Annotated in this window: 25 protein-coding genes; 11 read left to right on the top strand and 14 right to left on the bottom strand. The window is 72.2% G+C overall.

The features are described 5' to 3' along the window. The first annotated feature begins 140 nt into the window (after positions 1-140). The 3 genes from WMJ97_RS02680 to WMJ97_RS02670 are packed head-to-tail and all read left to right on the top strand — an operon-like array spanning position 141 to position 3,863. The gene (locus WMJ97_RS02680; protein ID WP_347347415.1) at positions 141-2,435 is read left to right on the top strand and encodes a cbb3-type cytochrome c oxidase subunit I; all 2,295 of its coding nucleotides are present in this window, start codon (positions 141-143) and stop codon (positions 2,433-2,435) included. Further along, on the top strand, positions 2,435-3,085 hold the full coding sequence (locus WMJ97_RS02675; RefSeq protein ID WP_347347414.1) for a hypothetical protein: 651 nt from the start codon (positions 2,435-2,437) through the stop codon (positions 3,083-3,085). Before WMJ97_RS02680 ends, WMJ97_RS02675 begins: the two co-directional genes overlap by 1 nt. Position 3,086: 1 nt before the next feature. Then, positions 3,087-3,863: a slipin family protein gene (locus WMJ97_RS02670; protein ID WP_347347413.1), complete on the top strand. Its 777-nt coding sequence runs from the start codon at positions 3,087-3,089 to the stop codon at positions 3,861-3,863. On the opposite strand, the gene WMJ97_RS02665 is transcribed toward WMJ97_RS02670, so the two are convergent. The 3 genes from WMJ97_RS02665 to WMJ97_RS02655 form a co-directional block, all read right to left on the bottom strand. Next, positions 3,826-4,542 (bottom strand): class I SAM-dependent methyltransferase, encoded by a 717-nt coding sequence (locus WMJ97_RS02665; RefSeq protein ID WP_347347412.1) that lies wholly within the window; start codon positions 4,540-4,542, stop codon positions 3,826-3,828. The genes WMJ97_RS02670 and WMJ97_RS02665 overlap by 38 nt on opposite strands. A 2-nt stretch (positions 4,543-4,544) precedes the next feature. Beyond that, a complete protein-coding gene (locus WMJ97_RS02660; protein ID WP_347347411.1) occupies positions 4,545-5,693 on the bottom strand; it encodes a crosslink repair DNA glycosylase YcaQ family protein in 1,149 nt (382 codons plus the stop codon). A 70-nt stretch (positions 5,694-5,763) separates the two neighbouring features. Further along, positions 5,764-6,657, bottom strand: coding sequence for a patatin family protein (locus WMJ97_RS02655; RefSeq protein ID WP_347347410.1), 894 nt, complete (start codon positions 6,655-6,657; stop codon positions 5,764-5,766). Positions 6,658-6,764: 107 nt separating this feature from the next. Here WMJ97_RS02655 and WMJ97_RS02650 point away from each other — a divergent pair, with 107 nt between their 5' ends. Both WMJ97_RS02650 and WMJ97_RS02645 read left to right on the top strand, forming a co-directional pair. After that, positions 6,765-8,021: a dicarboxylate/amino acid:cation symporter gene (locus WMJ97_RS02650; RefSeq protein WP_347347409.1), complete on the top strand. Its 1,257-nt coding sequence runs from the start codon at positions 6,765-6,767 to the stop codon at positions 8,019-8,021. Beyond that, positions 8,018-8,860 (top strand): aldo/keto reductase, encoded by an 843-nt coding sequence (locus tag WMJ97_RS02645; RefSeq protein ID WP_347347408.1) that lies wholly within the window; start codon positions 8,018-8,020, stop codon positions 8,858-8,860. The genes WMJ97_RS02650 and WMJ97_RS02645 overlap by 4 nt, the downstream gene beginning before the upstream one ends. Before the next feature lie 9 nt (positions 8,861-8,869). Here WMJ97_RS02645 and WMJ97_RS02640 read toward each other — a convergent pair whose 3' ends face one another. From WMJ97_RS02640 to WMJ97_RS02605, 8 genes are all read right to left on the bottom strand, one after another. Next, positions 8,870-9,331 (bottom strand): Lrp/AsnC family transcriptional regulator, encoded by a 462-nt coding sequence (locus WMJ97_RS02640; RefSeq protein ID WP_347347407.1) that lies wholly within the window; start codon positions 9,329-9,331, stop codon positions 8,870-8,872. A 690-nt stretch (positions 9,332-10,021) separates the two neighbouring features. Beyond that, positions 10,022-11,434, bottom strand: coding sequence for a serine/threonine-protein kinase (locus WMJ97_RS02635; RefSeq protein ID WP_347347406.1), 1,413 nt, complete (start codon positions 11,432-11,434; stop codon positions 10,022-10,024). A gap of 244 nt (positions 11,435-11,678) precedes the next feature. After that, a complete protein-coding gene (locus WMJ97_RS02630; protein ID WP_347347405.1) occupies positions 11,679-12,950 on the bottom strand; it encodes a citrate synthase in 1,272 nt (423 codons plus the stop codon). A gap of 84 nt (positions 12,951-13,034) precedes the next feature. Continuing rightward, positions 13,035-13,826: an aminoglycoside adenylyltransferase domain-containing protein gene (locus WMJ97_RS02625; protein WP_347347404.1), complete on the bottom strand. Its 792-nt coding sequence runs from the start codon at positions 13,824-13,826 to the stop codon at positions 13,035-13,037. A gap of 17 nt (positions 13,827-13,843) precedes the next feature. Continuing rightward, positions 13,844-14,710, bottom strand: coding sequence for an RNase H family protein (locus WMJ97_RS02620; RefSeq protein ID WP_347347403.1), 867 nt, complete (start codon positions 14,708-14,710; stop codon positions 13,844-13,846). 35 nt (positions 14,711-14,745) lie between these two features. Next, complete coding sequence (locus WMJ97_RS02615) at positions 14,746-15,420, bottom strand: response regulator transcription factor (protein ID WP_347347402.1); 675 nt, start codon at positions 15,418-15,420, stop codon at positions 14,746-14,748. Then, entirely contained in the window at positions 15,417-16,667 is a 1,251-nt protein-coding gene (locus WMJ97_RS02610) for a sensor histidine kinase (RefSeq protein ID WP_347347401.1), read from the bottom strand. Before WMJ97_RS02610 ends, WMJ97_RS02615 begins: the two co-directional genes overlap by 4 nt. Positions 16,668-16,677: 10 nt before the next feature. Then, a complete protein-coding gene (locus WMJ97_RS02605) occupies positions 16,678-17,607 on the bottom strand; it encodes a hypothetical protein (protein WP_347347400.1) in 930 nt (309 codons plus the stop codon). 197 nt (positions 17,608-17,804) lie between these two features. Here WMJ97_RS02605 and WMJ97_RS02600 point away from each other — a divergent pair, with 197 nt between their 5' ends. Genes WMJ97_RS02600 through WMJ97_RS02590 form a run of 3 tightly spaced genes read left to right on the top strand, consistent with a single transcriptional unit; the run spans position 17,805 to position 19,367 of the window. Then, positions 17,805-18,479: an SIMPL domain-containing protein gene (locus WMJ97_RS02600; protein WP_347347399.1), complete on the top strand. Its 675-nt coding sequence runs from the start codon at positions 17,805-17,807 to the stop codon at positions 18,477-18,479. Between the two features lie 44 nt (positions 18,480-18,523). After that, on the top strand, positions 18,524-18,889 hold the full coding sequence (locus WMJ97_RS02595; RefSeq protein WP_347347398.1) for an NUDIX domain-containing protein: 366 nt from the start codon (positions 18,524-18,526) through the stop codon (positions 18,887-18,889). Positions 18,890-18,899: 10 nt separating this feature from the next. Next, a complete protein-coding gene (locus tag WMJ97_RS02590) occupies positions 18,900-19,367 on the top strand; it encodes an NUDIX domain-containing protein (protein WP_347347397.1) in 468 nt (155 codons plus the stop codon). Between the two features lie 82 nt (positions 19,368-19,449). Here the strand turns inward: WMJ97_RS02590 and WMJ97_RS02585 are convergent, their stop codons facing one another. From WMJ97_RS02585 to WMJ97_RS02575, 3 genes are read right to left on the bottom strand one after another with little or no spacing between them, the layout of a single operon-like run. After that, positions 19,450-20,292: a metal ABC transporter ATP-binding protein gene (locus WMJ97_RS02585; protein ID WP_347347396.1), complete on the bottom strand. Its 843-nt coding sequence runs from the start codon at positions 20,290-20,292 to the stop codon at positions 19,450-19,452. Then, on the bottom strand, positions 20,285-21,112 hold the full coding sequence (locus WMJ97_RS02580; RefSeq protein ID WP_347347395.1) for a metal ABC transporter permease: 828 nt from the start codon (positions 21,110-21,112) through the stop codon (positions 20,285-20,287). The genes WMJ97_RS02585 and WMJ97_RS02580 overlap by 8 nt, the downstream gene beginning before the upstream one ends. Before the next feature lie 11 nt (positions 21,113-21,123). Beyond that, a complete protein-coding gene (locus WMJ97_RS02575; protein WP_347347394.1) occupies positions 21,124-22,068 on the bottom strand; it encodes a metal ABC transporter substrate-binding protein in 945 nt (314 codons plus the stop codon). Between the two features lie 113 nt (positions 22,069-22,181). Between WMJ97_RS02575 and WMJ97_RS02570 the strand changes: the two genes are divergently transcribed. The 3 genes from WMJ97_RS02570 to WMJ97_RS02560 all read left to right on the top strand — a co-directional run bounded on the left by WMJ97_RS02570 (position 22,182) and on the right by WMJ97_RS02560 (position 25,968). Continuing rightward, the gene (locus WMJ97_RS02570; RefSeq protein ID WP_347347393.1) at positions 22,182-22,811 is read left to right on the top strand and encodes a YigZ family protein; all 630 of its coding nucleotides are present in this window, start codon (positions 22,182-22,184) and stop codon (positions 22,809-22,811) included. Then, a complete protein-coding gene (locus WMJ97_RS02565; protein WP_347347392.1) occupies positions 22,808-24,622 on the top strand; it encodes an ABC transporter ATP-binding protein in 1,815 nt (604 codons plus the stop codon). Before WMJ97_RS02570 ends, WMJ97_RS02565 begins: the two co-directional genes overlap by 4 nt. 131 nt (positions 24,623-24,753) lie before the next feature. Further along, a complete protein-coding gene (locus WMJ97_RS02560) occupies positions 24,754-25,968 on the top strand; it encodes an MFS transporter (protein ID WP_347347391.1) in 1,215 nt (404 codons plus the stop codon). Positions 25,969-25,975: the final 7 nt, after the last annotated feature.

Here is a 25,975-nt window from a genome sequence, read left to right as displayed (position 1 = left end):
CCCAGGCCAAACTGTAGATTCGCCTATCCGGCGGGGATTCGCGGTGCTAGCGTGCGGCGCATCCGCTCCCCTGCAAGAAAGGGACTCCCTTGGCCACCTCGCAGTCAGCGCCCCCCTCAACCCCGACGCCGAACCCGAAGATGATCGTCGGGAAGGGCTGGGTGCAGGGCGTCGCCCTCGTCATGCTCTTCGGCTTCTTCGTCATGGGCATCCTCGCCTACCGCACGTACACGGCGTCCATGCCGATGCCCGACCGGGTGGTCAGCCAGAACGGCGATGTGCTCTTCACCGGGCAGGACATCACGGCAGGCCAGGAGATCTTCCAGGCCCGCGGCCTCATGCAGTACGGCTCGATCATGGGGCACGGGGCCTACCTCGGCCCCGACTTCACGGCCGAGTACCTGCGTCACGCGGCGACCTTCGCCCGGGACGACCTCGCCCGCCAGGGCGTCCCCGACCCGCAGGCCGCCCTCGTCGCCGACTTCCGCGCCAACCGCTTCGACGAGGCGACCAAGACGCTGACGTTCTCCGACCTCCAGACCCGCGCGTACGACGAGCAGATCAAGTACTACACGCAGTTCCTGGGGCCGGACTCGAAGAAGAACGGCCTCATCGCCAACGCGATCACCGACCCGACCGAGGTCAAGCAGGTCACGTCCTTCTTCGCGTGGACGGCGTGGGCGTCCGCGGCGCAGCGGCCCGGCCACGACTACTCCTACACGAACAACTGGCCACCCGAGCCGCTCGTCAACAACGCTCCGACGGCCGATCTCGTCGTCTGGTCGGTGCTCTCCCTCATCATGCTCATCGGCGGGACCGGCATCATGTTCGCCGTCTACGGCCGCTGGAGTCGCAAGATCGGCTGGCATTCAGAAGAAGCGCCCGCGATCTCGTTCCGGCAGCCGGGGGAGGTGGGCCTGACGCCCGGCCAGCGGGCGGTCGCGTGGTTCATCCTCGTCATCGCCCTGCTGTTCGTCGCCCAGACGCTCCTCGGGTCGGCGGCCGAGCATTATCGAGCCGACTTGCAGAGCTTCTTCGGGTTCGACCTGGCCGCGCTGCTGCCGTTCAACCTGGCGCGCACCTGGCACCTGCAGCTCTCGCTCTTCTGGACGGCCGCGGGCTTCTTGGCGGCCGGCATCTTCCTGACGCCGTTCATCGCGAAGCGTGAGCCGAAGGGCCAGGGCGTCCTCGCGTACATCCTGCTCGGCGCGGTCGCGGTCGTCGTGTTCGGCTCCATGCTCGCCGAGGCGCTGTCGATCCACGGCGTCCCGTGGGCCAAGGGCCCGCTGTTCGCGCAGCAGTGGGAGTACATCGACCTGCCGTTCGTCTTCCAGGTGCTGCTCACGCTGGGCATGTTCATCTGGATCGCGATCATCTTCCGCGGCATCCAGGCGCGCCTGAAGGGCGAGAGCAAGGGCAACATGCCCTGGCTGTTCTTCTTCTCCGGCCTGGCCATCCCGGCGTTCTACGCCGTCGGCCTGCTGGCCCGCACCGACACGCACCTGACCGTCGCCGAGTTCTGGCGCTTCTGGGTCGTGCACCTGTGGGTGGAGGACTTCCTCGAGCTGTTCAGCACCGTCATGGTCGCCTACGTGTTCGTGCTGCTCGGCGTGGTGCGCGAGAAGATCGCCCTGGGCATCATCTTCCTCGACGTCATCCTGTACTCGGCGGGCGGCGTCCTCGGCACGATGCATCACCTGTACTTCTCCGGCACGCCGGTCGAGCACATGGCGCTGGGCGCGTTCTTCTCCGCGGCCGAGGTCATCCCGCTGACGTTCCTGACCGTCGAGGCCTGGGCGTTCATGCAGCTCGGCGCCCGGCAGGAGGCCAAGGGCGACAAGCCGTTCCCGCACCGCTGGGCGGTCATGTTCCTCGTCGCCGTCGGATTCTGGAACTTCGTCGGCGCCGGCATCTTCGGCTTCCTCATCAACCTGCCGATCGTCTCCTACTACGAGATCGGGACGGCGCTGACCGCCAACCACGGCCACGCGGCCATGATGGGCGTCTACGGCATGCTGGCCGTCGGGTTGTCGATGTTCGCGCTGCGGTACCTGATCCCGGCCGAGAAGTGGCCCGAGAAGCTGGCCAAGATCAGCTTCTGGAGCCTCAACATCGGCCTGGCGTGGATGGTGTTCGCCACCCTGCTGCCCCTCGGCATCCTGCAGCTGTACCACTCGGTCGGCTCCGGGTACTTCGAGGCCCGCTCGCTGGGGTACATCACGAACCCGAACAACGCCCTCATCGAGTGGGGACGCCTGCCGGGCGACGTGATCTTCATCGTGGGCGGCACGCTGCCGTTCCTGTGGATCGCGTTCCAGGGCGTCCGGAACTTCCGGCACGGCAAGACCGTCCACGAGTTCCCCGAGGACGTGCTCTACACCGAGCTCCACCCGTCGAAGAAGAAGGGCGGCTGGCGGGAGGAGGCCGAAGCCTGATGGCCCTTCCCGATCCGCTCGTCTGGATGGTCGCCGCCTACGCGCTCTTCATGCTGGGGGTCGCGTGGGGCATCGACAAGCTGGGACGCCGCAGCGCTGAGCGCTCGGCGTCCTGGCGGACGGGGAATTTCGTCTACCACGAGGACCACGACGCCTGGAAGTGTCACGAGGACCAATGGCTCTGGCCGGCGTCCTTCGACCCCGACAAGCGCGTCATCCGCTACGTCGGGCAGCACGCCGTCTGCGGCCGCTGCCCGGTGAAGGAGGCGTGCTCGCCGACGCCCGGGCCGCGCGAGATCACCAAGCAGCTCGACCCGTGGCCGTTCTCCGAGGCGGGGCGCTTCCAGCGCGGCATCGCGCTGCTCGTGGCCGTGATCGGCATCTTCTTGCCGCTGGCGATGCTGATCGCGGCCCACGAGGTGCTCGACCTCGTCGTGCTCGGCACGACGGTCGTCGTCGTGGGCGCGGCCGGCGTCTACCCGCTCGCGCGGCACCTGTGGAACAGCCCCGCGAACTTCCCCGAACACCTCCCCGCGGAGGGTATGGCCGACACGGCGGCGTCCCAGCCGCAGCAGCCCTCCGCGGAGGAACTCATCGATCGCTACTCGACCCGGTGGTCGTCGGACCGCCGCCGCGTCGGAAAGGACTGACATGCCGCCCTGGCTGGTCATCGTGCTCGCCCTCGTCATCCTCGTGCTGGTGGGGGTGGGCCTCAGCCTCAAGGTCATCCCCGAATACGAACGCGGCGTGGTCTTCCGCCTCGGACGCCTCCGACACCTCTACACGCCGGGCCTGCACCTGGTCGTCCCGGGGTTCGAGCGCATCATCCGCGTCGACCAGCGCGTCGTCACGCTGACGATCCCCCCGCAGGAGATCATCACGCGCGACAACGTGCCGGCGCGGGTGAACGCGGTCGTCCTGTTCAACGTGATGGACCCGATCAAGGCCGTCATGGAGGTCGAGAACTACGCGATCGCGACGTCCCAGATCGCGCAGACGACGCTGCGGTCGGTGCTCGGCCGCGCCGACCTCGACACCCTGCTCGCCCACCGCGACGCCCTCAACCACGACCTGCGCGAGATCATCGAGGTGCAGACGCAGCCGTGGGGCGTGGACGTGTCGGTCGTCGAGATCAAGGACGTCGAGATCCCCGAGCAGATGCAGCGCGCCATGGCCCGCGAGGCCGAGGCCGAGCGCGAGCGGCGCGCGAAGGTCATCAACGCGCGCGGCGAACTGCAGGCGTCCGAGGAACTGAAGCTCGCGGCCGACCGGCTGAGCGAGTCGCCGGCGTCCCTGCAGTTGCGCTACCTGCAGACCCTGCTGGAGTTGGGCGCCGACCAGAACTCGACGGTGGTCTTCCCGCTGCCGATGGACATCGTGACGCCGCTGCTCAAAAAGCTGGACGCGGGGGAGCGTCCGGCGGGCTGACCCGTCCCAAGCGCGCCCGGACGACCACGTCGTCTCGATGGTGCGCCCCCGCCCCCTCGGTGACGTGCCGCGCGCGGCGGGCGTGGGTCTCGACGACCCAGCCCGCGGCTCGGTCGGCCTCCAGCGCGGCGAGGACGTCGGCGTCCGAAAGGTAGTCGTCGGGGTCGAACCCGTGCTCGGCCGCCCGCGCGCGGTCGACGTCCGCGTGATGCACCCACAACAGGACGCCGCCCGGCGCGACCGCGCCGGCGAGCGCCCGCTCGGCGTCGCGTCCGGGGGACTTGTCCAGCGGCGCGTAGCACGCGGAGACCGCGTCGAAGGCGCCCAGGGCGCCGGCGTCCGCGAGGTCGAGCTGCAGGAACGTCACCCGCACCCCGGACGCCTCCGCCGCAGCCCGCGCCCGCCGCAACGCCACCGCGGACACGTCGATCGCGGTGACCTCCCAGCCGCGGCTCGCGAGCCAGACGGCGTCCGCGCCCTCGCCGCAGCCGACGTCGAGCACTCGCCCGGGCGGCTCGTCGGCCAGCTCGGCGACGAGCGCCTCGTTCGGACGCCCGCTCCACGTGCGCTCCGCCTCGGCGTAGCGCGCGTCCCACTCGGCGATCCGCGCCGCCCGGTCGGCGGGGTGGCGGTGTCCGCCGCCCGCAGCCGGGTCACCCTCGTGCCCGCGCGCGACCATCCTCAGACCCCCTTCACCGCGGCGAGCCGCTGCCCGCGGGCCCGCGCGACGAGCTCCGCCTGGACGCCCACGGCGTCCACGGGGACGTCGTCCGCCCACGGCTCGACCGTGATCGTCAGCCGCTCCCCGGACGACTTCGGCCGCCACGTGCCGACGATCTCGCCGTCGCGCACCACGCTCCCCGGACGCCCCAGCGCCGGCCACAACTCCGGGTGCCGCGCCTTCGTCGCGAGCAGCTCGCGGTCCTTCGCGGCGGTGAGCAGGTCGAAGCCCGACAGCAGCCGGACGCCGCGCTCCCTCGCCACCGGCGGCTCGGACGCCTCCGCGAGGGCCGCGGCGTCGGCGTCCAGGATCCACGCGGAGCGGCCGTCGACGGACGCCTCGACCGCGTCGCCGGGCCAGTGCGCCTTCACCTCGGCGACGGACGTCTCGAGGAAGGCCGCGACGTCCCGCGGGGCCGCCGGCCCGAGGAAGCGCAGGTACCCCCGGACGACCTGCAGCCGCGCCGGCGCCGAGCCGGGGTCGCGCGGCCCCGGGTCCCGCCGCGGCCACCCAGGCGCCTGCCGGATCGTCGGCGGGTTCGTGCCGGGCTCCAGCTCCAGGCCGCCGTGCAGGGGCGCCAGCCGAAAGAGCTGGTCGTACGGGTGCCGGACGCCGCACCCGCGACAGTCGTAGCTGTAGGCGTCCGGGAGGGCCTCGCGGAGCGCGGCCGACAGCTCGCCCTTCGTCAACGGCCCGGACGCCGTCGCCTCCCGCGCGGCCGTCGCCATGGCCGTCACGGCGTCCAGCATCCCGACGCCGGCCGCCGGCAGGGCCTTGCCGGCGGTGATCGCGCGCTTGACGGCGTCCGCCTCGGAGAACGGCGAGACCGCCCGCTGGACGTCGGGCAGGTCCGCCCGCCGGTACAGGTGCGGCGCCCCGCGCAGCGACCAGACGAGCGCGAGCTCGTCGGTGAAGCCCGCCAGCGCGCGTGCCGCCTCGTCGGGGGCGACGCCGCGCGCGACGAGCGCGAGGCGTCCGGCGTGGTTCGCGCCGTCCTGGACGCCCAGGTCGAGCGCCGCGACGTCCGTCAGCCCGACGGACGCCTCGGCGGCGTCCAAGCCCTGGGCGCGCCAGCGGTAGCGGAGGGCCTGCGCCCGGGTCACGTTCATGGGGTCACCCTGGCAGGGGGACGCCGCCCCGGCAAAATGCGCGCGGGCGCCGCGCAGACGGGACGCCGGTTCAGGCGAGCCCGCAGAACTCCTTCCAGGCGCCGACCTCGCGGCCGGCCTGCGCCAGCCCGAGCTGGTGGGCGGCCGCGAGCTTCGCGACGTTCCGCTCCCCGTTGGAGATCGGCATGATCTCGGGGGCGAACACCATCGCCTGCCCGGAACGCTCCAGCTCGAAGACCTCCTCGCGGGTCTCGTTGTAGCGGTGGAACCGCGACAACAGGGCATCCGCGACCGCCGGGTAGCGCCGGAAGTGCCGCCGGTAGAAGCCGGGGTAGCGCAGCGGCTCCTTCACGTAGCCGCGCTCCTGGGTGAGGATGATGAGGAACCGCTCGTACCCGGCCGCGCGGGCGGCGTCCAGCGCGATGCCGCCGGTGGGCCCGAGCGCCCCGTCGACGTAGACCTGCCCGTCGATCGTGACCGGGGGCATGAGCACCGGCATCGTCGAGGACGCCCGCACCCGCACGAGCAGGTCGCGCAGCGTGGCCACGTCGTCGCGGCCCCAGTAGACCTCCTGGCCGTCGCCGCAGCGGAACGCCCCGATGGCGAAGGCGGCGTCGTTGGCCTGGAACGTCTCGAAGTCCAGCGGCAGGGCCTGGTCGGGCAGGCTCGTCTCCTCGTAGATGTAGCGCGCGTTGAACCAGCCCTCGCCCCGCGCGAACGTCCGCCAGCTGCCGAACCGGGGGTCGGACACGAACTCGACGAACGACCGCCGGGCGCGCTGGGGGTCGCGCGCGAGGTAGTTCACGGTGTTGCTCGAACCGGCCGAGATGCCGGTGACGAAGTCGCAATAGATGCCGGCGTCCAGCAGCGCGGCGACGACGGCCGACGTCAGGGCGGCGCGCATGCCGCCGCCTTCGAAGATGAGCGCGACGTCGTGCACGGTGCTGGAGGGGGTGGTGGGCATGAAAACCTCCTTCGGCGTTCGAGGCTAGTACGCCGGCGGCGGCGCCGGGCTCCACAGCCACCGTGGGAAGGGCTCGCGGGCGCGGCCGGGCCGGATACGCTGCTGCGGTGAGCACCTCTGACACTCCTTCTCAGCCCGGCCTTCAGGCCCCCGCCGCCGAGCCGCGCCAGCGGCGTCATCTCGGGCTGCTGCCGAAGATCCTCATCGCGATCGTCCTGGGCATCGTCTGCGGGTTCTTCTTCCCGCAGTGGCTCGTGAAGGTGTTCGCCACCTTCAACGGCCTGTTCGGCAACTACCTGAGCTTCGTGATCCCCCTCATCATCGTGGGCCTGATCACCCCGGCGATCTCCGAGCTCGGCAAGGGCGCCGGCAAGTGGCTCGGCATCACGGCGGCGATCGCGTACGGCTCGACGCTGTTCGCCGGCTTCCTCGGCTACGGGGCGAGCACGCTCGTGCTGCCGTCGATCCTCGCCGGCAAGAGCGTCGGCAACGTGACGAACCCCGAGGACTCCCTGCTCGGCCCCTACTTCACGGTCGAGATGGCGCCGGTCTTCGGGGTCATGACCGCCCTGGTGCTCAGCTTCCTCGTGGGCGTCGCGCTGACGTTCGTGGAGGGGACGGTCATCCAGCGCGCGATGGTGGAGTTCCGCGACATCGTCAACATGGTGATCCGGACCACGCTGATCCCGCTGCTGCCGCTCTACATCTTCGGCATCTTCCTGAACATGTCGGCCACCGGCGAGGTGTTCGCCGTGATCACGACGTTCCTCGGCGTCGTCGTGTTCGTGTTCGCGCTCACCGTCGTGCTGCTGCTGATCCAGTTCACGGTGTCGAGCCTGTTCTTCCGGCGCAACCCGTTGGTGATGCTGAAGACGATGCTCCCCGCGTACGTGACCGCGCTCGGCACGTCGTCGTCCGCGGCGACGATCCCGGTGACGCTGCGCCAGGCGATGCGGATGGGCGTGAGCGAGCCGGTGGCGTCCTTCGTCATCCCGCTCTGCGCGACGATCCACCTGGCCGGCTCCACGATCAAGATCACCACGTTCAGCCTGGCGATCATGATGCTGTACGGCATGCCGATCCGCCCCGAGGTGATCGCCGGGTTCATCATGATGCTCGGCGTCACGATGGTGGCCGCGCCCGGCGTGCCGGGCGGCGCGATCATGACCGCGGCGGGCCTGCTGTCGTCGATGCTCGGGTTCAACGAGGCGCAGGTCGGCCTGATGATCGCCACCTACATCGCCATCGACTCGTTCGGGACCGCGACGAACGTCACCGGCGACGCGGCCATCGCCGGGGTCGTCGACCGTCTCGTCGCCGACAGCGAGCGACGGCGTCCGGCCGCGGCGAAGGAGACCGTATGACCGCCGCCCTGCCCAGCCCCGTGCTCACGCTCGCCGGGGGCGTGGAGATTCCCCAGTTCGGCTTCGGTACCTACAAGATCCCCCAGCAGGACGCCGAGCGTGCCGTCGCCGAGGCCCTCGGCCTCGGCTACCGGCACGTCGACACCGCCGCCATGTACGGCAACGAGGCCGGTGTCGGACGCGCGCTCGCGGCGTCCGGGCTGCCGCGCGAGGAGTTGTTCGTCACCTCGAAGCTCGACAACCCGTACCACGAGCCGGACGCCGCCCGCGCGGCCTTCGAGCGCACGATGGACGACCTCGGGCTCGACGTGCTCGACCTCTACCTCATCCACTGGCCGCTGCCGCGGACGACCGACTACGTCGCCACCTGGGGGGCGCTGGTCGGGCTGCTGGAGACGGGCCGCGTCCGGGCGGTCGGCGTCTCGAACTTCCAGCCCGAGCACCTGCGCGCGATCATCGACGCCACGGGCGTCGTGCCCGCGGTGAACCAGATCGAGGTGAACCCCTACCTCACCCAGGAGCCGCTGCGCGCCCTGCACGCAGAGCTGGGCATCGTCACCGAGGCGTGGTCGCCGTTGGCGCGCGGAGCCGTCCTCGACGACCCCGTGCTCAATGGAATCGCCGAGCGGCTCGGCAAGACCGTCTCGCAGGTCGTGTTGCGCTGGCACCTGCAGCGGGGTGACGTCGTGTTCCCGAAGTCGACCCACCCCGAGCGCATGGCCGAGAACGCCGGCGTGTTCGACGTCGAGCTCTCCGACGAGGACGTGGCCGCGATCTCGGGGCTGAACATCGACCGGCGCTCGGGCAGCAGCCCCGACACGGTCGAGCTCAAGGGCTGAGCGGCCGGCTCACGCGTCGAGCAGCCTCGACGTCCGGTAGGGCACGAGCAGGCGCAGATAGACGCTCGTCCGCGTCCGGGAGATGCCCGGGCACAGGCGGATCTCCTCGGCGACCCGGTAGAGGTCGTCGGGGTCGCGCGCGACCACGCGGCAGAGCAGGTCGGTCTCGCCCGCGGGGGCGAAGCACTCCAGCACCTCGGGGATGCGGCTGAGCGCCGCGACGACCCGGTCGTACTGGTGCTGGTCGAGCTCGGCGGCGACCATGGCCGACAGCCCGCGCCCGAGCGCCGCCGGCTCCAGCCGGACGCTGTGCGGCCTCAGGACGCCCTCCCGCTCGAACCGCTCCAGGCGCGACTGGACGGTGCCGCGCGCGAGCCCGCAGCGCTGCGCGAGCGCGATGATCGTGGCGCGCGGGTCGTCGTCGAGGGCCCTCATGATGCGGCGGTCGGTGTCGTCGAGCTGGTAGGTCATGACTGGCTCCTTCGGATGGCGCGCGGCGGGCGTCCTGAACAGGCTGCCCACCGCCGGCCGCAGGCGGCGGCGTCCATTGATCAATATGATCATGTTGCCATGAGCCGGTTGTAATCCTGCGCGCGGATTCGCTTAACTAGTGATCAGATCGACCGGGACGAACCGTCACAAGCGGTTCGCCGGACTTCTCGCGACACCCTGCGAGGCGTCCATCGGGCGCGGCCCCCAGACCGGGTGCTCCGCCGGCTCCGGGGTGCGCGCGAGCTACGGTACGCGCGTGTCCCGGCCCCGCGATCACGGGCGGCGTGTGATCGGCGCCGACGATGCGAGAAAGGGGCCCCGGCTGTTGGCTGGGGCCCCTTCGCTGTCGACCAGAGGTAAGCGTGACGATCCCGGTCTCACACAGAGTCTGCATCCGCGTCCACCGGTTCCGTCACCTCTCCGGTGTGGCGGCGTGCCGCCCGCGACGTGGTGTTTTGACTCCCTCTCGTGAACACGAGTTTAGAGAGAAGGGACAGCATGTCGCAAAGTGTTCCGCAGAGTTACACCGGTGGCATTTGCAAGCATCGAGGTGCGCGTGTCGTGACCTGCTCGTGACAATGGGTTTCTCGGTCGCCCACCCTGAAGGGCGGCTCGAGGGCTGCTCACCTTGCGATTTCTGTATCAACAGACGAGATTTTGAGGCGCTGACTATGCGACGACCGGGCCGGCGGTGTCGCCAGGTGCGCTCGGCGGCTGGGGTGCGGCGGGCGCGGACGGCACGATGGCGCCGCTTCCGGCGGTCGCCGGACTGGTCGGCAGCGGGGTGCGCGTGGCCTGTTGCGTGGTCGTCGGCGTCGGCAACGGGGCCTCGGTGGTGGTGGGCGTCGGGGTGGGGGTCGCCGTCGTCCGGGTCGGCGTGGCCGTCGCGGTGCGGCGCGGCGCCGTGGTCGTCGTAGCCCGCTGGCGCGTCTGGGTGGTGCGTTCGGGCGCGGCCTCGGTCGTCGGCGTGATCGTGACCGTGCGGACGACCGTCGGCGACGGCACGGAGAAACTCTGCTCGGGCTGGTTCAGCAGCACGAGGAACCCGGCCAGGCTGACGCCCGCGACGGCGACCGCGACCCACGGCAGGACGCCCATGCGGCGGCGGTTCTTGCCGGACGCCGCGGACGACCCGGCGTCGACGGCCGCGACCGCCGGAATGCGGGCGGTCGGCTCGGACTTCGGCGGGCTCGGCGTGAACGGCTCCCCGGAGACGGCGGCCATCGCCTGCGTCGGGGTGGCGGCGGGCTCCCCGGGGTGCTCCGCGATGCGCTCGAGCTCGGCGGCGGTCGCCAGGGCGTCGGGGCGGCTCGCGGCGTCCTTCGACAGCAGGCGCCCGACCAGCGCGTCGAGCGCGGCCGGCGCGTCGGGACGCCGGGACGCCAGCCGCGGCGGCTCGTCGGCCACCTGGGCGCGCGCGAGCGCGATCGGGTGGTCGCCGTGGAACGGCGTCGCGCCGGTGAACAAGGTCATCAGCAGGCAGCCCAGCGAGTAGAGGTCGCTGGCGGGCCCCACCTCGGAGCCGCGGGCCTGCTCGGGGGACATGTATGCGGCGGTCCCCGTCACCGTGGACGTCTGAGTCAACGTCTCGTCGCCCGTGTCGGCGAGCCGCGCGATGCCGAAGTCGACGATCTTCGCGACGCCGTCGACCACCACGACGTTGCCGGGCTTGATGTCCCGGTGCGTCACGCCCACCGCGTGGGCCGCGGCGAGGCCGCGGGCGACGCCGGCGGCGATGCCGAGGCCCTCGGCCCACGGCAGCGGGCCGCGCTCGGCGATCATGGCCTTCAGGCTGGGGCCGAGCAGGAGCTCCATGACCAGGTAGGCGGAGTCGCCCTCGCGGCCGGCGTCGTACACGCCCACGATGTTGGGGCTCGACAGCCCGGCCGTGGCGATCGCCTCGCGACGGAAGCGTGCCAGCACGCTGGGGTCGTTGGCGAACACCGCGAGGTTGATGATCTTGATCGCGACCTCGCGCCGCAGCGTCAGGTCGTGTGCCCGCCAGACCTTGCCCATGGCGCCGCTGCCGATGAGCTGCACGAGCTCATAGCGGTCGGCGAGGGAGAGGGCTGTTCCAGGCACACAGACATGGTGCCACGGCTACATTTCGAATCGATCACCGGATCGCTCCGATGAGCACCAGTCACCCGGGTGGGCGACACGGATTGTCAGTCTGACTAGGGAAAGCTTTCCCGGGGCCTGGCAACTGGTTGCACGATTCTCAGGCGGGTCACGGGGAGCAGTCCGCTGGGCAGAACGAGGGCGCCCGCGGGGTTCCGCGGGCGCCCATTTTCCGGAGCAGGGGCGTCCTCAATAGGACGCCTGTTCAGCGGTTGTCGATGTTCACATAATCGCGGCGACGTTCGCCGGTGTAGATCTGCTTGGGGCGCGTGATCTTCTGCTCGGGGTCGAGGACGCCCTCGAGCCACTGCGCGGCCCAGCCGGCGGTGCGCGGCACCGCGAACAGCACGGTGAACATGGCCGGCGGGAAGTGCAGCGCCTCGTAGATGAGGCCCGAGTAGAAGTCGACGTTCGGGTAGAGCCGGCGCGACGTGAAGTACTCGTCGCTGAGGGCGATCTTCTCCAGCTCGACGGCGATCTGCAGCAGCGGGTTCACGCCCGTGACGGAGAACACGTCGTCGACGGCCTGGCGGATCACCTTCGCGCGCGGGTCGTAGTTCTTGTAGACGCGGTGCCCGAAGCCCATCAGGCGGGCCTTGCCGCTCTTCACGCCCGCGACGAACTCCGGGACGCGGTCCAGCGAGCCGATCTCGCGCAGCATCCGCAGCACCGCCTCGTTGGCGCCGCCGTGCAGCGGCCCGAACAGCGCCCCGACGCCGGCCCCGCAGGACGTGTAGATGTCGTTGTCGGCGGACGCCACGGCGCGCACGACGTTCGTCGAGCAGTTCTGCTCGTGGTCGGCGTGCAGGATGAACAGCACCTCGAGCGCGCGCGAGAGCCGCGGGTCGGGCCGGTAGAGGCGCTCCTGCATCTGGAACAGCATCGCCAGGAAGTTCTCGACGTAGTTGAGTTCGTCGCTCGGGTAGACCCGCCGCCAGCCGACGGAGTGTCGGTACGCCCACGCGGCCAGCGTCGGCATCTTGCCCAGGAGCCGCACGATGTTCTCATGCCGGGCGACCGGGTCGTTGATGTTGCGGGCGTCGGGATAGAACGTCTGCATGGAGGCGACGCCCGACATCAGCTTGCCCATGGGGTGGGCGTCGTAGCGCAGCGACTCGATGACCTGGGACGCGTTCTCGTGGACGAGGCGGTGATGGTTGACCTCGTCCTCCCAGACCGCGAGCTGGTCGGCGGTCGGCAGATCGCCGTGGATGAGGAGGTAGGCCACCTCGAGGAACGTCGAGTGCTCGGCGAGCTGCTCGACCGGGTAGCCCCGGTACTCGAGGATGCCCGCCTCGCCGTCGATGTAGGTGATCGAGCTCTTCACGGACGCGGTGTTGACCAAACCCGGGTCGTAGGTGGCCAGCGGACCGTCGGGCGTGACGATCTTCTTCAGTTCGGTGGCGCGAATGGTGCCCTGGCTGATCTCAGCCGACAGACTGTCGTCGCCGTGCGTGATGGTGAGCGTGTCTCCCATGAGCGCACACTAGGAGCCGGATGTTTCAGTCACATGTAGGTATTGGTGGGTAAGACAAGATCTCGTGGACGCCGATGCTGCTAGCTACGCGGGAGCTCCCTGGCCGGACGCCCAGGCGACGAAGTCGCGGATGTCGCGTCCGCGCTGGGTGGGCCGCTCGTAGGCGGTCGGGGCGTCCGGGGTCTCGCGGGCCCGCAGCGCCTCGCGCGCGAGCGGGTGCCAGTAAGGGTCGAGGTCGTCCAGGATCCATCGTCCGGCGGCGCCCTTGGAGAGGAGCTCGCCGGTCCGCCACAGGGAGAGGGTCCGCGCCGCGCCCAGCACGTAGCGGGGCGCGGCGTCGTCGCGGCGTCCGGCGGCGAGCCACCCGGACGCCAATGTGCGTGCGGCGTCCGCCCACGTGGTCGCGAGGCTCTGGCGCGCGAAGGCGCGCAGCTCGGCGGCGTCCGTGTGGACGCCCATCAACTCGATCGGACGCCCCGCCAGCGTCACCCCGAAGGCGGCCAGTTCGGCCCAGCTCGCCGGGTTGACGTCGTGCGTGCCCTCGCCGACGACGGCCCCGTCGCGGACGACCGGCACCGGCGGGCATTCGGACGCCGGGCGTCGCAGGTCGCCCGCGACGCAGCAGAAGCCGTCGAGCGCGCGGCCGGGGGCGGCGGCGTCCGCCCGGGAGACGGCGTAGGAGAGGGCGGCGAGTTCGTTGGCGTCCGGACGCCGCGCCAGCACGGCGGTGACGTCGACGTCGCTCGCCGGGGCGACGTCGCCCGACGCCAGCGAGCCGCGCAGGTACAGCCCCTCGAGCAGGCCGGGGGCGATGGCGTCCAGGGTGCCGCCGAACTCCTCGGCGACCCGCTCGACCAGCTCGTCCAGCTCGCCCATGCCACCCACCCCGGACGTCACAGGATCGGCGTGTGCGTCTCGTGCCGCAGCCGCCAGCTCTCGCCCGCCTTGATCCACACGGACGCCGCGGCGGTCACCTGGTCGGACGTCCGCCGACGCCAGCGCAGCAGCGCGACCCACGGGGCGAGCTCGTCGACGTCGATCACCTCCACCTCCCCGGACGCCGCGGCCGTCTGCAGGCGCGCCAGCAGCCGGCCCTTCCCGGACGCCTTGCCGGCGGCGTCCGTCACCGTCAGCTTGGGGTGCAGCAGCGCGTCGAGCCGCTCGGGGCCGGGCCGGTCCTCGGCGAGCAGCTCGCGCTGCAGCGCGACGACGGGGTGCTCGGCGGGGGCGTCGGCGTCCAGCAGCGAGGGCGCCTCGGGCGGCGCGGGCTCGTAGGTCGGGTTCGGCCGCTTCGGCGCGCCCGGCCGGAACCCCGGACCCCGGTCGACGGGCTTGCCGTCGCGGTAGGCGGTCGCGGCGGCCCGCGCGCGTGCGTCCGCGGCTTCGTTCATCGCGTGCCCGGCGTGCCCGCGCACCCACTCGAACGTGACCGAGCGGCGCTGGAGGGCCGCGTCCAGGTCTTTCAGCAGGTCCACGTTCTGCACCGGCTTGCCGTCGGCCTTGCGCCAGCCCTTGCGCTTCCAGCCGGGCAGCCACTTGGTGAGGGAGTTGATGACGTACTGCGAATCGCAGAGCACGGTCAGGTCGTCGCGGGCGTCCGCGGTGGCGTTCAGCAGGTCGAGGACGGCCATCAGCTCGCCCATGTTGTTCGTGCCTCGCGCCCAACCGCCGGCCCCCCAACGGTCGTCGTCGACGTACCAGGCCCAGCCCGCGGGGCCGGGGTTCGACAGGGAGCTTCCGTCGGCAGCGGCGATGATCACCCCGCCATTCTGCCGCCTGGACGCCCGCGCGCCACTCAGCCCCGCGGCCGCACGAGCCCGGTGTCGTAGGCGAGGACGACCATGCCGACCCGGTCGCGCAGGTTCAGCTTGGCCAGGATGTGCCCGATGTGGGTCTTCACCGTCGCCTCGGCGAGGTAGAGCGTCCCGGCGATCTCGGTGTTCGTGAGCCCCTGCCCGACGGCCGTGAGCACCTCGAGCTCCCGTTCGGTGAGGGGTTCGAGGCGCTCGCGGGCTGGGCGGCGGGCGTCCGGGTCGTCCGGCAGGCCGGGCAGGAACCGCTCGAGCAGCCGGCGCGTCGCCGACGGCGCGACGACCGAGTCGCCCGCCATCACGGCGTGGATCGCGGCGAGCAGCTCGGCCGGGCCGGCGTCCTTGAGCAGGAATCCGGACGCCCCCGCCTTCAGCGCGGCGTAGACGTACTCGTCCAGGTCGAACGTCGTGAGCACGAGCACCTTCGCCGCGGACGCCTCGGCGATGCGCCGGGTCGCTTCGACGCCGTCCATGACGGGCATGCGGATGTCCATGAGGACGAGGTCCGCGGCGACCGCGTCCTCCCCGGTGAGCGCGGCGACGGCCTGGGCGCCGTCGGACGCCTCGGCGACGACCGTGATGTCGGGCTGGGCGTCCAGCACCATGCGGAAGCCGACGCGGACCATCTCCTGGTCGTCGGCGAGGAGCAGGCGGATCATGAGTCCTCTCTTTGGGTCGGGAAGGTGGCGCGCACCTCGAAGCCGCCGGAGGGGCGGCGTCCGGTGGTCAGGGTGCCGCCGAACGCGGCCACGCGCTCGCGCATGCCGACGAGGCCGTGCCCGCGGCCGTCGGTGGGGCCTGGGCCGGCCCCGTCGTCGGCGACGGTCACCGCGAGCCCGCCGGGCGTGTGGGTGAGCGTCACCCGCACGGACGCCCCCGGGCCGGCGTGCTTCAGCACGTTGGTCAGCGACTCCTGGACGATCCGGTAGGCCGCCAACTCGGCCCCCGCGCCGAGCGGCGCGTGCGCGTCCGGGTCGCCCTCGATCGTGAGGGACGCCGCCCGCCCGGCCTCGGCGAGCGGCCGGACGAGCGCCTGGACGTCCGCCAGCGTCGCCGCCGGCGCGCGCTCGGCCTCGTCGCCCGCGCCCGGCTCGCCGGGCCCGGCATGCAGGACACCGACCAGCCGCCGGGTTTCGGCGAGGGCCGTGCGGGCGGTGGACTGGATCGTCGCGAGGGCCGCGCGCGTGCTGGCGAGCCGCTCGGCGGCGTCCCCGTCGGCGTCGGCGAGGAAGGCGGCCCCGTCGGCCTGGACGACGATCACCGACAGCGAGTGCGCCACGACGTCGTGCATCTCGCGCGCGATGCGGGAGCGCTCCTGGGTGGCGGCCAGCGCGCGGGACTGGTCGCGCTCGCGCTCGAGGGCGTCCGCCCGGTCGCGCAGCGCCTGGATGTTCGAGCGCCGCGAGCGCGCGAGCATGCCCATGAACCAGGACGCCGCGACGCTCGCGGAGCCGAACATCCACCAGCCGAGCGGGTCGGTCGCCAGGGGCTCCGCGCCGTGGGCGATGGCGCCGACGACGGTCCAGTCGAGCGCGCCGACGAGCGCTGCGACCAGGCCGAACAGCAGCCACGGGCGCGTCAGGCGCGGGCGCCCGTAGGCGGCGACCGCGTACAGGGCGAGCAGCGCGGTGACGTTGCCGGGGAGGACGTTGTCGGTCCCCGCGAGTTGGATGAGGTGGGCGGGCACGAGCGCGAGCGCGCACAGGTCGGGGTGCGTCCGGCGCCAGAGCAGGGGAGCGCAGTAGAGCGCGGTCCAGCCGAGGCCGATCAGGAGGCCCCAGGAGCCCATCGTCCGGTTGAGGGCGACGGTGCAGCCGATCCAGACGGGCAGGAAGATCACCGCGGCCCACACGGCGTCGCCGGCCATCGGGCGGGCGGCGAACCAGGCGTGGAGACGGGCGATCACGCCCCTCAGCCTAGGGACGGCTGGTCGCGACGGCGTCCACCGACGGGATGGTCCGGGTGTGCGACCGCAGGAGGCTGCCGCGGGCGGCGAGCAGCGTGAGCGTCCACAACAGGGCGACGGTGGCGACGGAGTAGGGCGCGCCCAGATCGTCGGTGCCGGTGACGCGGATGAACGCCCCGAGCGCGGCGACGATCACCAGCAGCGCGACGGACGCCTGCGCGGCGCGCGCGCGCGGGCCGGCGGCGAACGCGGCGACGATGAGCAGGGCGGCGAGCCCGGCGAGCGCGAAGCGCGCGTACTGGAGGGGGAGGCTGCCGGCGGCGTCCGCGGAGAGCAGCCCCCACACCGGCCAGCTCATGCAGCGCGTGTACGAGCCGGGGCCGGCCGCGTACAGGCTGACCAGGTGCATCACGAGCAGGACGCCGACCGCCGACCACGCCAGCCGGGCCTGCCGGGAGGGGGCCCAGACGGCGGGCGTCCCGGGGGCAGCGCGCCGCACCGCCACCGCCGCGACCAGCGTCGCCATCATCGCGGCGAGGGCCGAGCCGAGGTCGGCGGCCGACACCCACGCGGGGAAGCGCTGCCCGATGACGACGCCGCGCCCGACGTAGCCGGCGACGATCGCGCCGGCGACGGCGACCCAGGAGAGCACCTTGACCAGCGCCCCGGCGTCGCGGCGGCGCGCGGCGACGACGGCGGCGATGAGCGCGGTCGGGCCGGCGAGGATGGCGGACGTCCGGTGGACCATCTCGATCCACGGGTTCTTGAACAGGGCGGCGGTGAGGGGTCCGTTGGGCAGCAGCGCGTTCGCGTCGCAGCCCGGCCAGTGGCCGCACTCGAAACCGGACTGGGTGGCGCAGACCACCGAGCCCATCGCGACCGCGAGCAAGGTGAACAGCGCGGCCGCCGAGAAGAGCCGGCGGGTGGCGGGGTTGGACATCGAGGCACTTTCGTCGTGGGGACGCCCCCAACGTAGACGTCCGGCCTGGTGGGCGCGGGGGTTTCTCAAAGCCCGGGGGTGGGTGCGTGCGTTCCTGGGTGCGTTTCTCCCTGACACTCTCCACACTCCCGTGTGGAGAGTGTCAGGGAGAAGCGCACACGCCGAGGCCCCCACCGGGGGCCGGTACCCTCGGACGCATGCGTATCACCGTCGTCGGCGAGCACCGCCTTGCACTGAGGCCCGAGCGGGCGACGCTGCAGGTCGAGGTGTCGTTCGAGTCCGCGTCCAAGGATGAGCCGGCCTCCGCCGCGACCCGCCTGATCGAGACGCTCACGCCCGAGCTGGAGGCGCTGCGCGACGCGCCGTCCCGCCCGGTGAGCAGTTTCTCCGTCGGCGCCATCGCGACGTCGTCGTGGCGGCCGTGGTCCGACGACGGCGGCGTCCCGCCGCTGCGGCACGCCGCGCGGGCGCGGGTCGGGGTGACGTTCGCCGACGTCCGGGTGCTCGCCGCGTTCATCGACCGCTGGGCCGCCGTGCCGGGCGTCAGCCTCGCCGACGTCGCGTGGAGCCTCACCGACGAGCGCCGCGCCGACGCCGAGCGCGAGGTGCTCGCCGCGGCGGTCGCGCGGGCGCGCGAGCGCGCCCAGATCATCGCGGACGCCGCCGGCGCCGGCGAGGTCCGCTTCGCCGAGATCGCCGACCCGGGGCTGCTCGGGCGGGCGGAGGGCGCCGGGGCGGGCGTCCAGGGCGACGGGGGCGGCGTCCAGCTTCTCGCGGTGTCGCGAAAAATGGGCGACGGTCAGGGCATCGACCTCAGCCCCGACGACCTCGAGGTCACGGCGCGGCTGCACGTCCGGTTCGACGCCGAGTGAGCGCCGGGAACGGCGACCGGCCTGCCGACCTGACGGTCGCCGCCGTGATCGCCCGGGACGCCGCGGGTCGCGTGCTGGTCGTCCGCAAGCGCGGCACGACGCGATTCATGTTGCCGGGCGGCAAGTTGGAGCCCGGCGAAACCTCGTTTGACGCCGCCCTTCGCGAGCTGCGCGAGGAGGTCGGCCTCGCACTCGACCCGGCGCGCCTCGCGCCGGTCGGCTCCTACCTGACGGACGCCGCGAACGAGCCGGGCTACACGCTCGCGTCCGACGTCTTCGAATACGCGGACCCGGTGGCCGGCGCCGCCGCCGACGCCGAGATCGCCGAGCTCGACTGGATCGATCCGCACGGCGTGTCACCCGCCTGGGCGCCCCTGTTGATTGAGCTGTTACCCCACCTTCGTGCATAGTATTGTCGCTATGACTTTGCCCGACGTGGCCGCGGCGATCCTGCGGCGCCGCGACGGACGTGTCCTGGCCGTGCGCCCCGCCGACGAGGCGGGGTTCCGCCTGCCGGGCGGAAGGATCCTCCCCGGCGAGACCGCCCTGGACGCCGTCCTGCGGGAGCTGCATGCCCTGGCGACGATCCCGCTGCACGAGCGGGACGTCCGCTTCTTCGCGTTCTACAGCCCCGAGCGCGCGGACGCCGGCCCCCGGCTCGTCGAGCTGTACGAGGCGCCGCGCCCCGTCGAGACCGCCCGGGCGGCGCGGGGCGCCGAGTTGCGCTGGATCGACCTGCGCCACCCGGACCCCGACCTCGACCGGACGCTCGCCGAGCTGCTGCCCGCCCTCCGCGTCCGCGACGACGACCCCGACTCCGGGACCGTGCCGGCCCACCGCCGCCGGACGACGACCTTCCGGCTCGGCCTCCGCTCGGTCCGCGCCTGACGGCCCGCGGGGCGCGGTACGCGGCGCGCCCGTGGGGCGCCCGGTTCCCGACGCCCGTGTCGGGCGCCCAGAGGGGCCCTGCCTACTCGGGGTGCGGGTGGTTTTTCGAGGACGCCCGCCTCCCGCGCTGGCGCTCGTGCGCGTGCGTGGGGTCGTCGACCAGGTCGAACGACGAGTCGTGCAGGGCGCCCAACCCGTAGGCGGTCTCCAGATTGTGCCGGGTGAGCACCTCGCCGGGCGGCCCGGCGGCGATGACCCGGCCGGCCATGAGCACCACGTGGTCGGCGGCCCGCGCCTCGTCGAGGTCGTGCGTGGTCAGCACGACCGAGTGCCCCCGCTCGCGCTCGGTGTGGATGATGGCATCGATCGTCCGGGCCGACACGAGGTCGAGGCCCGTCAGCGGTTCATCGAGCAGCAGCGCCTCGTGCTGCTGCGCGATGCCCTGCGCGACGTACACCCGCTGCCGCTGCCCTCCGGACAGCTCGCCCAGGTGCCGCTTGGCCAGGTCGGTCACCTCCAGCATCTCCATCGCGGAGTCGATGCGGCGGGTGTCCGCCGTCGAGAACCGCCGGAACAGCCCCAGCGTGCTGAACCGGCCCATCGCGACGACCTCCCGCACGGTGATCGGCGTCCCCTCGGGGAACGCCAGGGACTGCATCACGTAGCTGACGCGCCGGTAGGCGTCCTTGGGGGAGCCGCCGAGCACCTCCAGCGAGCCCGAGCGCGCCTCGACCACGCCGGCCAGCGCGTTCAGCAGCGTCGACTTGCCCGAGCCGTTCGGCCCGATGATCGCCGTGACCCCGTGGAGCGGGATCGTGAAGTCGGACGCCGCGACCGCGACCGACGACCCGTACGCCAGCTCGACGGCCTCGCCGCGGGCGAGGGGGGCTTCGGGGTGGGCGTCCGTGGGCAGGGAATCAGGCACGGGCGGCCCTCCTCGTCAGGGTCGTGATCAACAGGACGACGAAGAACAGCGCGACCGCCACCAGCGCCATGGTCGCGGCGCCGGCCGTGCCCGCGTAGTAGCTGATCGTCAGGCCCGCCCAGACGCACACGGCCGAGATCGCTACCGACGTGACGATCATGCGCGGCACGGTCCGGCTGACGAGGGCCGCCGTCGCGGGCGGCCCGACGAGCAGCGCGAACACCAGGAGGGTGCCGACCGCCTGGAAGCTGCCGATCACGGCCGTCGCGATCAGGGCCAGCAGCAGCGCGTGCGTCACCTTCGGACGCATGCCGAGCGTCTGGGCCTTCTTCGTCGAGAACGACAGCGCGAGCAGCGGGCGGTACAACAGCAGGGACGCCGCGATCACGACGGCGGCGAAGATCGCCTGGGCGACGAGATCGGACGCGGTGACGCCGAAGGCGTCCCCGAACAGGATGCTGTTGAGGCTGCCCGTGTACGACGTGCTCTTGGAGATGATCGCGACGCCGAGCGCCATCATGCCGACGAACAGCAGCCCGATCGACGTGTCTTCTTTCAGCGACGTCCGGCGGTGGATCAGCTCGATGCCGCCCACCATCGCCAGCGCCGCGACGGCCGCCCCGAGGTAGGGGGAGAACCCGAAGACCACCGCCGACGCGATGCCGGGCAGGACGCCGTGCACGAAGGCGTCCCCGAAGAAGCTCATGCCGCGCAGTACCAGCCAGACGCCGACCGCCGAGCACATCACGCCCGCGATCAGGCCCCCGAGCAGCGCGCGCTGCTGAAACCCGAGCAGAAAGGGCTCGATCAACCAATCCACGTCGGCCCAACCTACTTCAGCGCGTCGGCGATGAGCCGTGCGTTCGTCGTCATCATGCCGGCGTACGTCTCCGCGCCCGAGCCCTGCGGGCCGACGCTGTCGACGTAGAGGGGGACGACCTTGACGTCCTGCCCCGACTCGCGGGCGACGGTGTCGACGAGCTTGGGGCTGACCGTCGTGTTCGAGAAGATCGCCGGCACCTTCTCCTTCTTCACGGTGTCGATGACGCCGGCGAGGTCGGCCGAGGAGGGCTCGGCGTCCGTCGAGCCGCCCGGGATGACGACGCCCGCGATCTCGAAGCCGTACGCCTTCGCGAAGTAGGCGTACGCGTCGTGGTCGGTCACGAGCACGCGCCGCTGAGCGGGGATCGTGGCGAGCGTGGCGCGCACGTCGGCGTCCACGCGGGTGAGTTTGTCGGAGACCTCCCGGCCGCACGAGGCGTACCGCGCGTCGCCGGTCGCCTGGGCGAGGCGCTCGCCGATCGTGCCCGCCGCGGACGCCATGCGCTTGACGTCCATCCAAAAGTGCGGGTCGTCGCCGGTGTGGGCATGCTCGTCGCCCTCGGCGTGGCTGTGCGCCTCGCCGGCCTCGTGGCCGCCGCCGAAGGGGATCGGGTCGATCGTGGGGGCGATCTCGACGACGTTCCCGCCGTCGGCGGAGACGTTCGCCAGCGTCTGGGCCAGCCCCTCTTCGAGCCCGAGCCCGTTCGCGACGACGAGCTTCGCGCGCACCAGCTCGGCGACCTGCCCCGAGGACACCGAGAAGGTGTGCGGGTCGTTGCCCGGCCCCATGAGCGTCGCCGAGGTGCCTCCGGCGCACGTCGTGATGTCGGAGACGACCGAACCGAGCTCGGTCGTCGTGGCGACGGCGACCGGCGCGTGGGTGGCGGGGCTGGTGCACCCGGCGGACGCCACCAGCGTGGTGGCCGCCAGGGCGGCGAGCAGGCGAGAACGCATGAAGACCTCTCTTATTGGTAACGGTTCTCAATAGTGGCACACCGGGGGCCGGCGACGCGAACCGGGGCGGACGCCTGCGCGAGCGTCCCCGGCCCCGGTGGCAGGATGGGCATGTGCCCTGGTTGCCGCGCGGTTACCGCGCCGAGAGCGAGCTGGAGGTGAAGCGCTCGCGCTTCATCGCCACGCTCGCTCGCGCCGATTCGGAGGAGGCCGCCCGCGACGTGATCGCGAGCGTCCGGGGCGCGTACCCCGACGCCCGGCACCACTGCACCGCGTTCGTCGTGGAGGTGCCGGGCGCGCAGCCGATCGAGCGGTCGTCCGACGATGGCGAGCCCGCCGGCACCGCCGGCATGCCGATGCTCGAGACGTTGCGGGGGGCCGGTGTCTCGCAGGCGGTCGCGGTCGTGACCAGGTACTTCGGAGGCGTCCTGCTGGGCACGGGCGGGCTCGTGCGCGCCTACTCGGACGCCGTCGCCGCGGCCCTCGCGGCCGCGCCGCGCGTCGAGCCGGTGTCGCGCGCGCTGTTCGCCGTCACGCTCGACCACGCGGACGCCGGCCGCGTCCAGGGGGAACTGATGAACCACGGCGTCGACGTGGTGGACGCCGAGTACGGCGCCCGCGTTCGGCTGACGCTCGCGGCGTCCGGGGAGGGGGCCGACGTGCCGGGCCTGGTCGCGCAGGCGACCCAGGGCCGGACGCCCGCCGTCCCGGCCGGCAGCCAGGTCGTGGAGGTGTCCGCGTGAGCGACCCGCTGGCCGTCGGCATGACCGGGCCGCCGCACGGCCCGGCGAAGATCGACCCGGCCGACCGCGCCCAGTTGACCGAGTCGCCCGTGGAGTTCTCCCGCGTCGCCCACCTCTTCGCGCCCCACCGCGCGGCGCTCGTCGTGCTGACGCTGACGATCGTCGCGGCGTCCGTGATCGGAATGGGGCAGCCGTTCCTGCTGCGGGCCGTCATCGACGACGCGCTGCCGCATCAGAACACGCGGCTGCTCGGCCTCGCGGTGGCCGGCATGATCGCGATCGCCCTCGTCACCGCCGTGTTGGGCGTCGCGCAGACCTGGCTGGCGAGCCGCATCGGCGAGCGGGTCATGCACCGGCTGCGCGTCGACGTGTTCGACCATGTGCAGAACCAGGCGATCTCGTTCTTCAAGCGGACGCGGGGCGGGGAGATCCAAAGCCGCCTGCTCAACGACATCGCCGGGCTGCAGTCGGTGATCACGACCACGGCGACGTCCGTGGCGTCCAACTTCACGACCGCCGTCGCGACGGCCATCGCGATGGCCGCGCTGAGTTGGCGGCTGTCGCTGCTCTCGCTGGTCATCCTGCCGCCCGCGGTCTACCTGACGCGGCGCGTCGCGCTGATCAGGCGCGACATCACGTCGCAGCGCCAGCGGGTGCTGGCCGACCTGCACGCCCAGGTCGACGAGGCCCTCAGCGTGAACGGGGCGATGCTCACCAAGACGCTCGGCGCCGGCCAGTCGCGCCTGGACGCCTTCGAGGCCACCTCCGACGACCTCGTCGACCTCGACCTGCGCTCCCAGCTCGCCGGCAAGTGGCGGATGGCGACGATGCAGGTGATCTTCGCCGCGATCCCCGCGGTGATCTACCTGTCCGCGGGCTTCCCCGCGTTCTCGGGCGGTCTCACGATCGGCACGCTCGTCGCGTTCAGCGCGCTGCAGGCCACGATCTTCCGGCCCGTGCTGGGGCTGCTGAACGTCGGCGCGCAGTGGGTGGCGTCGATGGCCCTGCTCAGCCGCATCTTCGGCTACCTCGACCTGCCCGTCGAGGTGCCCCCGCCGGCCCACCCGGTGGCGTTCCCGCCCGACCGCGTGCGCGGCGACGTCCGGTTCGACGGGGTGTCGTATCGCTACCCCGACGGGGACGCCGACGTCGTCGCCGGCCTCGACCTGGAGATCCCGGCCGGCACCTCGGCGGCCCTGGTGGGGGAGACGGGGTCGGGCAAGTCGACGGTCGCGGCGCTGCTCGTCCGGCTGGCCGACCCGACGGCCGGCTCGGTCACGATCGACGGCGTCGACCTGCGCGACATCGCGCCCGCCGACCTGGCGCGCGTCGTCGGCGTCGTCACGCAGGAGACCTACCTGTCGCACACGACCATCCGCGAGAACCTGCGGCAGGCCCGCCCGGACGCCTCCGCCGCCGACCTGTGGGACGCGCTCGCCGCCGCGCAGGTCGACCACGTCGTCCGCGACCTGCCCGACGGGCTCGACACGATCGTGGGCGCCCGCGGCCACCGCTTCAGCGGCGGCGAGCGCCAGCGCATCGCCGTGGCGCGGACGCTGCTCGGCAACCCGACAGTGCTCGTGCTCGACGAGGCGACCAGCGCCCTCGACAACGAGACCGAGCGCGAGCTGCAGGCCGCCCTCGACCACCTCGTCGCCGGCCGGACGACGCTGACGATCGCCCATCGGCTCAGCACGATCCGGGACGCCGACCAGATCGTCGTCCTGGATCACGGCCGCGTGGTCGAGCGGGGACGCCACGCCGATCTGCTGGCGGCCGGCGGGGATTACGCGCAGATGGCGCGCGAATAACGCTTCCACTTTTCCTTCAAAAAGGACGCCCACGGCGGGGGTCGATGGGATAGCGTTCGTCCCGAAAATCAGGCCGAGCCAAACCGCGTCGCCGGGGTCGGCGCCCGGTGTGAGTAGAAGGAACGTCCCGCATGAGCTCCACCGCACCTCAGGCCCCAGCGCCCGCGCTGACCGGCCAACTCTTCCAGGTCCTTCTGGCCACGTTCGCGTCCGCCGCCGGCTTTTGGGCCTGGATGTCGATCGCCCCGCTGCAGCGCACCTACGCCCAGTCGATGGGCCTGGCCGAGGGCGAGATCGCGATGATGCTCGCCACGCCGATCATCGTCGGCTCGCTCGGCCGCATCCTGGTCGGCGCGCTCACCGACCGCGTCGGCGGCCGCAAGATGTTCACGGCGATCCTGCTGCTCGCGGTCCCCGCCGTCATCCTCGTCTCGGTGGCGGGGCAGACCCACAACTACCCGCTGCTGCTGGCGTCCGGCTTCTACCTGGGCGTCGCCGGCACCGTGTTCGCGATCGGCATCCCGTTCTCGAGCGCCTGGTACGAGCCCTCGCGGCGCGGGTTCGCCAACGGCGTGTTCGGCATGGGCATGATCGGCACGGCGGTGTCGGCGTTCGTGACGCCGCGGCTCGCCCAGTCCATCGGGTACGCGACCACGCACTACGTCATCGCGGGCACGCTCGTCGTGTTCGCGGCCCTGGTGTGGTTCCTCATGAAGGAGTCCCCGGCCTGGACGCCGCAGCACCAGCCGCTCGTCCCGCGCATCGCGGGCGCGTTGAAGCTCGCGGTCACGTGGCAGATGTGCTTCCTGTACGCGATCGTCTTCGGCGGCTTCGTCGCGTTCTCGACGTTCCTGCCGAAGTACCTCACCACGATCTACCCGCAGACGGTCGACCAGGTCGGCGCCGGCAACCGGATGGGGTCGTTCGTCATCGCGGCCGTCATCGCCCGTCCGTTCGGCGGCATGCTGGCCGACAAGCTCGGGCCCAAGCTCATCTCGCTCATCTCGCTGCTCGGCGTCGCGGTCATGGCGACGGTCGTGAGCTTCGAGCCGCCCGAGGGCATCGTCACCGGCTTCGCGTTCCTGTTCATGGCCGCCTGCCTCGGCCTCGGCCAGGGGTCGATCTTCGGCTGGGTGCCGCGCATCGCGCCGAAGGACAAGGCGGGGGCGGTCTCCGGCACGGTCGCCGCGGCCGGCGCCCTCGGCGGCTACTTCCCGCCGCTGGTGATGGCCGCCACGTACGACGCGGCCACGAACTCCTACCGGCTCGGGCTGTGGGCCCTGGTGATCACCGCCGTCCTCGGGCTCATCCTGACCGCGATCCTGAAGGATCGCCGCACCGCCTGAACGTCCG

The organism is Nigerium sp. (assembly GCF_039811905.1).
GTDB lineage: Bacteria > Actinomycetota > Actinomycetes > Propionibacteriales > Propionibacteriaceae > Propioniciclava.
This window is presented reverse-complemented; position numbering and strand designations above follow the sequence as displayed.

Excerpts from the sequence above, each read along its gene's own strand:
- WMJ97_RS02680 (WP_347347415.1), top strand. The coding sequence starts at position 141 with ATGATCGTCGGGAAGGGCTGGGTGCAGGGCGTCGCCCTCGTCATGCTC.
- WMJ97_RS02675 (WP_347347414.1), top strand. The coding sequence starts at position 2,435 with ATGGCCCTTCCCGATCCGCTCGTCTGGATGGTCGCCGCCTACGCGCTC.
- WMJ97_RS02670 (WP_347347413.1), top strand. The coding sequence starts at position 3,087 with ATGCCGCCCTGGCTGGTCATCGTGCTCGCCCTCGTCATCCTCGTGCTG.
- WMJ97_RS02665 (WP_347347412.1), bottom strand. The coding sequence starts at position 4,542 with ATGGTCGCGCGCGGGCACGAGGGTGACCCGGCTGCGGGCGGCGGACAC.
- WMJ97_RS02660 (WP_347347411.1), bottom strand. The coding sequence starts at position 5,693 with ATGAACGTGACCCGGGCGCAGGCCCTCCGCTACCGCTGGCGCGCCCAG.
- WMJ97_RS02655 (WP_347347410.1), bottom strand. The coding sequence starts at position 6,657 with ATGCCCACCACCCCCTCCAGCACCGTGCACGACGTCGCGCTCATCTTC.
- WMJ97_RS02645 (WP_347347408.1), top strand. The coding sequence starts at position 8,018 with ATGACCGCCGCCCTGCCCAGCCCCGTGCTCACGCTCGCCGGGGGCGTG.
- WMJ97_RS02640 (WP_347347407.1), bottom strand. The coding sequence starts at position 9,331 with ATGACCTACCAGCTCGACGACACCGACCGCCGCATCATGAGGGCCCTC.
- WMJ97_RS02630 (WP_347347405.1), bottom strand. The coding sequence starts at position 12,950 with ATGGGAGACACGCTCACCATCACGCACGGCGACGACAGTCTGTCGGCT.
- WMJ97_RS02625 (WP_347347404.1), bottom strand. The coding sequence starts at position 13,826 with ATGGGCGAGCTGGACGAGCTGGTCGAGCGGGTCGCCGAGGAGTTCGGC.
- WMJ97_RS02615 (WP_347347402.1), bottom strand. The coding sequence starts at position 15,420 with ATGATCCGCCTGCTCCTCGCCGACGACCAGGAGATGGTCCGCGTCGGC.
- WMJ97_RS02605 (WP_347347400.1), bottom strand. The coding sequence starts at position 17,607 with ATGTCCAACCCCGCCACCCGCCGGCTCTTCTCGGCGGCCGCGCTGTTC.
- WMJ97_RS02600 (WP_347347399.1), top strand. The coding sequence starts at position 17,805 with ATGCGTATCACCGTCGTCGGCGAGCACCGCCTTGCACTGAGGCCCGAG.
- WMJ97_RS02590 (WP_347347397.1), top strand. The coding sequence starts at position 18,900 with ATGACTTTGCCCGACGTGGCCGCGGCGATCCTGCGGCGCCGCGACGGA.
- WMJ97_RS02575 (WP_347347394.1), bottom strand. The coding sequence starts at position 22,068 with ATGCGTTCTCGCCTGCTCGCCGCCCTGGCGGCCACCACGCTGGTGGCG.
- WMJ97_RS02560 (WP_347347391.1), top strand. The coding sequence starts at position 24,754 with ATGAGCTCCACCGCACCTCAGGCCCCAGCGCCCGCGCTGACCGGCCAA.